Origin of the sequence: Pseudomonas sp. PS01298 (assembly GCF_029959745.1) — a bacterium.
In the GTDB taxonomy this organism is placed as follows: domain Bacteria; phylum Pseudomonadota; class Gammaproteobacteria; order Pseudomonadales; family Pseudomonadaceae; genus Aquipseudomonas; species Aquipseudomonas aylmerensis.
Window position 1 is genome coordinate 1 of the sequence record NZ_JASCPP010000226.1, and the last position, 2272, is coordinate 2272.

2 protein-coding genes are annotated in these 2272 nt (G+C 62.5%); both read left to right on the top strand.

Annotated elements, in window-relative coordinates; translation table 11 throughout:
* The first annotated feature begins 295 nt into the window (after positions 1 to 295).
* The gene (locus QMX97_RS31935) at positions 296 to 1678 is read left to right on the top strand and encodes a multicopper oxidase family protein (RefSeq protein WP_106805718.1); all 1383 of its coding nucleotides are present in this window, start codon (positions 296 to 298) and stop codon (positions 1676 to 1678) included.
* Entirely contained in the window at positions 1678 to 2175 is a 498-nt protein-coding gene (gene tadA, locus QMX97_RS31940; protein ID WP_065906923.1) for a tRNA adenosine(34) deaminase TadA, read from the top strand. The genes QMX97_RS31935 and tadA overlap by 1 nt, the downstream gene beginning before the upstream one ends.
* The last annotated feature ends 97 nt before the right edge of the window (positions 2176 to 2272 follow it).

Below are 2272 nucleotides of genomic sequence, written 5' to 3' on the forward strand. Positions count from 1 at the left end.
GCCCCGACAGGCTCCTTGTTACAAAAGGCGTGCTCGGCCCCGACAGGCTCCTTGTTACAAAAGGCGTGTTCGGCCCGACAGGCTCCTTGTTACAAAAGGCGTGCTCGGCCCGACAGGCTCCTTGTTACAAAAAGCCTGCTCGGCATGACAAGCTCTTTGTTACACAGCGTACTCGCCTCGCGGCCCAATGAAATCAGCAACTGCGGCAATGCGAAGCCTTACTGTTTAGCCGATGCAGGTGTATCGTATCTGCCTTTTGCGGGCCTCTGGCCTGCGGCAGATTCGTGAGGTTGTTGTGTCCCGATCCTTTTCCCGTCGACAAATCCTGGGTGGTCTTGCTGGCCTGGCCGTTGTGGGCGTCGGTGCCGGTGGCGCCTATCGCTACTGGCTGGGGAAAGTCGCCGAGGCCGAAGCGGGGCACGATTACGAACTGATCGCCGCGCCGCTCGACGTGGAGTTGGTGCCAGGACACAAGACCGAAGCCTGGGCGTTCGGCCCGTCGGCGCCGGGCACCGAATTGCGCGTGCGCCAGGGTGAATGGCTGCGGGTGCGCTTTATCAACCACCTGCCGGTCGCAACAACCATTCACTGGCACGGCATCCGCCTGCCGCTGGAAATGGACGGCGTGCCCTACGTCTCGCAACTGCCGGTACTGCCCGGTGAATACTTCGACTACAAATTCCGCGTACCCGACGCCGGCAGCTACTGGTATCACCCCCACGTCAACAGCAGCGAAGAACTCGGCCGTGGCCTGGTCGGTCCGCTGATCATCGAAGAGCGCGAGCCCACCGGTTTCAAGCACGAACGCACCCTCAGCCTGAAAAGCTGGCACGTGGACGAAGAGGGCGCCTTTGTTGCCTTCAGCATCCCGCGTGAAGCGGCGCGTGGCGGGACCGCCGGGCGCCTGTCGACGATCAATGGCGTGTCCCAGGCGGTGATCGATTTGCCGGCCGGGCAGATCACCCGCGTGCGCCTGCTCAACCTCGACAACACCCTGACGTATCGCCTCAATATTCCCGAGGTTGAAGCGCAGATCTATGCACTGGACGGCAACCCGGTCGAACCGCGGCCGTTGGGCAAGGAATACTGGCTGGGCCCGGGCATGCGCATCTGCCTGGCGATCAAGGCGCCAGCGGCGGGTGAAGAGCTGTCGATCCGCAATGGCCCGGTGCGCCTCGGCACCTTCCGTTCCGTCGCCAACAACGACGCTCCCACCGAGTGGCCGCCCGCTTTGCCAGCCAACCCGATTGCCGAGCCGGACCTGGCCAACGCCGAGAAACTCAACTTCAATTTCGAATGGGTCGGCTCGGTTTCCGTCGACGTCGACAACGGTAAGCCGCCGAGCCTGTGGCAGATCAACGGCAAGGCCTGGGACATCACCGACAAGACCTGTGCCGACCGCCCGATTGCCAAGCTGGAAAAGGGCAAGAGCTACATTTTCGAATTGAAGAACATGACCCAGTACCAGCACCCGATCCACCTGCATGGCATGAGCTTCAAGGTGATCGCCTCGAACCGCCATAAGGTGATCCCGTACTTCACCGACACTTACCTGTTGGGCAAGAACGAGCGCGCGCGCGTGGCGTTGGTAGCGGATAACCCGGGGGTGTGGATGTTCCACTGCCACGTGATCGACCACATGGAAACCGGCCTGATGGCCGCCATCGAGGTGGCGTGATGCGCCAGTTTCGTCCCACGGCGATCATCGACCGCAGCCGCGACCAGGACTTCATGCGCGAGGCCCTGGCCCTGGCGGCCCAAGGCGCTGCGCTGGGCGAGGTGCCGGTGGGCGCAGTGCTGGTGCAGGACGGCGAAATCATCGGTCGAGGGTTCAACTGCCCGATCAGTGGCAACGACCCCAGTGCCCATGCCGAAATGGTCGCGATCCGCGCCGCCGCGCAAGCGATCAGCAACTATCGCCTGGTCGGCAGCACGCTGTATGTGACCCTCGAACCGTGCAGCATGTGCGCCGGCCTGATCGTGCATTCGCGGGTGGCGCGGGTGGTGTATGGCGCGCTGGAACCCAAGGCCGGGATCGTGCAAAGCCAGGGGCAGTTCTTCACCCAGGGTTTTCTCAATCACCGCGTGCTGTTTGAAGGCGGGGTGCTGGCTGAGGAGTGTGGGACTGTCTTGAGCGAATTCTTCAAGGCGCGCCGCGCAAAACCATCGGTTTAAACAACACTGAAAACCAATGTGGGAGCGGGCTTGCTCGCGAAAGCGATGGGTCAGCCACCCTCTGCATAGCTGAACCAGTGCTTTCGCGAGCAAGCCC

Coding starts and splice junctions, on each gene's coding strand:
- tadA (WP_065906923.1), top strand. CDS start 1,678: ATGCGCCAGTTTCGTCCCACGGCGATCATCGACCGCAGCCGCGACCAG.